This window comes from Myxococcus sp. CA039A (assembly GCF_013336645.1).
In the GTDB taxonomy this organism is placed as follows: domain Bacteria; phylum Myxococcota; class Myxococcia; order Myxococcales; family Myxococcaceae; genus Myxococcus; species Myxococcus llanfairpwllgwyngyllgogerychwyrndrobwllllantysiliogogogochensis.
Window position 1 is genome coordinate 1 of sequence record NZ_JABUMQ010000566.1, and the last position, 3,443, is coordinate 3,443.

General features: G+C 66.7%; 4 protein-coding genes. 3 read left to right on the forward strand and 1 reads right to left on the reverse strand.

The window, feature by feature from the left end; genetic code table 11:
* Nucleotides 1-161: 161 nt before the first annotated feature.
* On the forward strand, nt 162-959 hold the full coding sequence (locus HR086_RS45705; protein WP_174468798.1) for an RDD family protein: 798 nt from the start codon (nt 162-164) through the stop codon (nt 957-959).
* 4 nt (nt 960-963) lie between these two features.
* On the opposite strand, the gene HR086_RS45710 is transcribed toward HR086_RS45705, so the two are convergent.
* Nucleotides 964-1,482, reverse strand: a complete 519-nt coding sequence (locus HR086_RS45710; protein ID WP_141646955.1) for an outer membrane beta-barrel protein — start codon at nt 1,480-1,482, stop codon at nt 964-966.
* Between the two features lie 100 nt (nt 1,483-1,582).
* On the opposite strand from HR086_RS45710, the gene HR086_RS45715 reads away from it, so the two are divergent.
* Together HR086_RS45715 and HR086_RS45720 are read left to right on the forward strand one after the other, a co-directional pair.
* Nucleotides 1,583-2,644, forward strand: a complete 1,062-nt coding sequence (locus tag HR086_RS45715) for a lipopolysaccharide assembly protein LapB (RefSeq protein ID WP_174457181.1) — start codon at nt 1,583-1,585, stop codon at nt 2,642-2,644.
* A gap of 37 nt (nt 2,645-2,681) precedes the next feature.
* The coding region (locus HR086_RS45720; RefSeq protein ID WP_141646956.1) for an FHA domain-containing protein at nt 2,682-3,443 on the forward strand (762 nt) is incomplete at its 3' end.

The window sequence follows — 3,443 nt, forward strand, 5'->3', positions numbered from 1 at the left end:
GCCATGAATAACACAGTCGGCCGCCCGCCTGCGCCCCCCTTGGCGCCCTCCTGCCTGGTGTTCGGGCTGGCATGAAGCGGGAGGTGTCAGCGGGACATACCCGGAGCAACCTCGGAGGACCCCCGCCGGTGCGGGGACGCGGCTACACTGCGCCGGTGACGATGGCCACAGACACCCTGCTGGACGGCACCCACACGGTGCTCACACCTGAGTACGTGGAGTTCCGCTTCACTCTCGCGGGGCTGTATTCACGCTTCCTGGCGTGGCTGCTCGACGCGGTCATCGTCCTCACCGTCAGCCTGGCGGTGATGATGGGGCTGGGCTTGATCATGTCGGCGTTTCCCGGCGTGGCCAGCGCGCTGGGCATCGTCGTCTACTTCCTGGTGGACTGGGGCTACGGCATCACCCTGGAGACGGCCTGGAGCGGTCAGACGGTGGGCAAGCGCGCTCTCTCCCTGCGAGTCATCCAGGAGAGCGGCGTGCGCATCGGCTTCTATCACGCGGCCCTTCGCAACCTGGCGCGTCCGGTGGACCGGCTCCCCTTCTTCTACCTCGTGGGTGGGGTGGCCGCGCTCGTGTCCGGCTCCCAGCAGCGGCTGGGGGACATGCTGGCCGGCACCATCGTCGTACGCGAGCGGCGGCTGAAGGTGCCCTCCGCCATCAACGCCTCCGGCGAGGAGGGCCTGCTGGCGGACCCCCTCTTCGTCTCGCGCGTGAAGCGGCTGTCCACGGAGGAGCGGGAGCTGGTGCTCACCGCCGCCCTGCGCCGCGAGGAGCTCCGGATGGAGGCCCGGCTGCGCCTGTTCGCCGCGCTGGGCGCCCGACTGCAGGACGCGCTGGCCATGGAGAAGCCAGACCACCTCTCCGACGAGAAGTGGACCTTGCTGGTGGCCGCCGCCCTGCTGCCCTCCAAGGCCCCGCGCGGCGCTCAACCCCCGCGCGCCCGGGCCCTGGGGTGAGCCGCTAGAAGTACGCGGAGATGCCCGCGGACAGCGTCAGCGAAGTCTGCGTCTTCTCGTTGAGGGCGATGTAGAAGTTGTACTGCGCCCGCAACCCCACGCTCACCGAGTCGGACGTGAAGAAGTCCACGCCCACGTTGGGACCGATGCCCACGAAGTTGCTCGTGCTCTCCTTGAAGACCACGAGGTAGCTGATGTCGGAGCCGACGTAGGGGCGGATGCTCTCCTCCAGCAGGAGGTAGCGCAGGCCCAGGGACGGGGCCAGGCCCACCACGCGCTTGTTGTTGGGGTCCGTCGAGTCGCGCGGGAAGGCGATCTTCGACAGGGACACCACCTCGAAGCCGTTCTCGATGTAGAGGCTGGCGTCGATGCCCACGAAGAACGCGTCATCCAACCCGTTGGTGCGGTTGAAATCCATGTACCCCAGCGACAACCCGAGACTGCGATTGGCGAACTGGGCGTGAGCCGGGGCGGCCCCAAGCAGGGCCAGGGTGAAGGTGAGAGTGCAGAGCAAGGTACGCATGGGCGTCCACTCTAACCGGTGCAACCCCCGGAAATCAGCCCGGATTCAGCCCCGCCGGGGCGTTGCACGGGAGGGGGCGCTCTCCTACACTCGGCCGGCCATGCGTCTTGCCCGCCTCGCCTCCGCGCTTTCCCTGGTCCTCACGCTCCCGCTCGCCGGCTGCCTCACCACGCCGCCGCCCCATGAGCGCGCCCTCATCAACAACGAGCTGTGCACCCAGGAACTGCACAACGGCGACCTGGTCCGCGCGGACGTGTACTGCGACCTGGGCCTGGAGTTCTCCCCCCAGTACGCCGACCTGTGGGTCAACAAGGGTCTCATCGCCATGGCCAACGGCAACAACGACGAGGCCAAGAAGCACTTCATCAAGGCGCTCCGCTACAACCAGGAGCACCTCCAGGCCTACCAGAACCTCGGCGCCATCTATAACGAGGAAGGCGCCTACGGAAAGGCGCACGACAACTTCCGCCGCGCCCTCAAGGTAAATCCGGATAACCTGGATACGCGCTACAACCTGGCGTACACGCTGATGAAGATGCGCAAGTTCACGGAGGCCAAGAAGGAGCTGCGCACCCTGCTCGCCGTGAACCCCAACCTCGCGGCGGCCCACCACACGCTGGGCATCATCGCCTTCGGGGAGGACCAGTTCGAGGATGCGGCGGAGGCCATGGCGCAGTCGGTGGCGTTGGACCCGAACAACCCCGACGCGTGGCATGACTACGGCAACACGCTGATGGAGCTGAGCCGCTACGCGGATGCGCGCGAGGCCTTCTCCAACTGCGCCCAGCTCAATCCCAAGGCGACCAACTGCACCAACAACCTCGCGCTGGCCCAGCGCAAGGCGGCGCTCACGGACGCGGCCTTCAAGGAGGTCAAGGACACACAGCAGGCGGAGAACTCCGCCCCTGCCCTGTTCATGCTGGCCCGCCAGTTCCGGGAGAAGGGGCTGTTGGCCGAGGAGGAGACCACTTACAAGAAGTGCGTGAAGCTGGAGTCGAAGTTCGCCCCCTGCCACTACGGGCTCTTCGAGCTCTTCCAGGACGCCAACAAGCACGAGCACGCGGAAATCGCCTGCAAGAACTTCCTGAAGTACGCGACGTCGGAAGAGTTCCCCACCGAGTATCAGGCGTGCGAGAAGTACCTGAGCAACGCGACGTTCTGATGCCCCGCCGTTTCCCGCACGTACCACCACCCCCTCGATGAGCGTCCGTCTCACCGTCACGCAGCGCAGCGAGGCCGGAGCCCAGGGCACTGAGCTCGTCCTCGGCGACTCGGTCATCACCCTGGGACGGGACAAGTCCTGCCAGGTGGTGCTCGCCCAGCAGGCGGTGTCGCGCAACCACGCGCGCATCGTCCAGGAGGGCAACCTCTTCTTCCTCGAGGACCTGGGCAGCGCCTACGGCACGCAGATCAACGGCAAGCCCCTGCCCAAGGGCGAGAAGCGCCTCTTGCGCAACGGCGACGTCATCGCCATCGCCCAGTACGACGTGAAGTTTGATCGCGTCACGGAGCTCAACGGCGACGTCAACTCGGAGAAGACGTCCTTCATCGCCCGGGGCAACCTGAAGGACGTGATGCGGGGGCTGTCCAGCGCCGAGGAGCGCTACCTGCGCATCATGAACGGCCCGCGCGAAGGCGAGCGCATCGAAATCGCCGACGCGAAGGAGCTCGTCATCGGCCGTGACGAGAAGGAGGCGGACATCGTCCTCAAGGACGACCTCACCTCCCGCAAGCACGCCAAGATTCGCCGCGACTGGTCCGGCACCCACGTCGAGGACCTGGGCAGCCGCAACGGCATCAAGGTCAACAAGAAGCGGGTGAACCGCAGGGCCCTCAAGGACAACGACGAACTGGAGGTCGGCGGCACGCGCTTCCTCTACGTGGACCCGAGCGAGCCCGCCGAGGAGCAGGTCCAGCTCGCCACGGACATCAAGAAGGCCCCGCCCCCGTCGCCCCAGCGC

Excerpts from the sequence above, each read along its gene's own strand:
- HR086_RS45705 (WP_174468798.1), top strand. The coding sequence starts at position 162 with ATGGCCACAGACACCCTGCTGGACGGCACCCACACGGTGCTCACACCT.
- HR086_RS45710 (WP_141646955.1), bottom strand. The coding sequence starts at position 1,482 with ATGCGTACCTTGCTCTGCACTCTCACCTTCACCCTGGCCCTGCTTGGG.
- HR086_RS45715 (WP_174457181.1), top strand. The coding sequence starts at position 1,583 with ATGCGTCTTGCCCGCCTCGCCTCCGCGCTTTCCCTGGTCCTCACGCTC.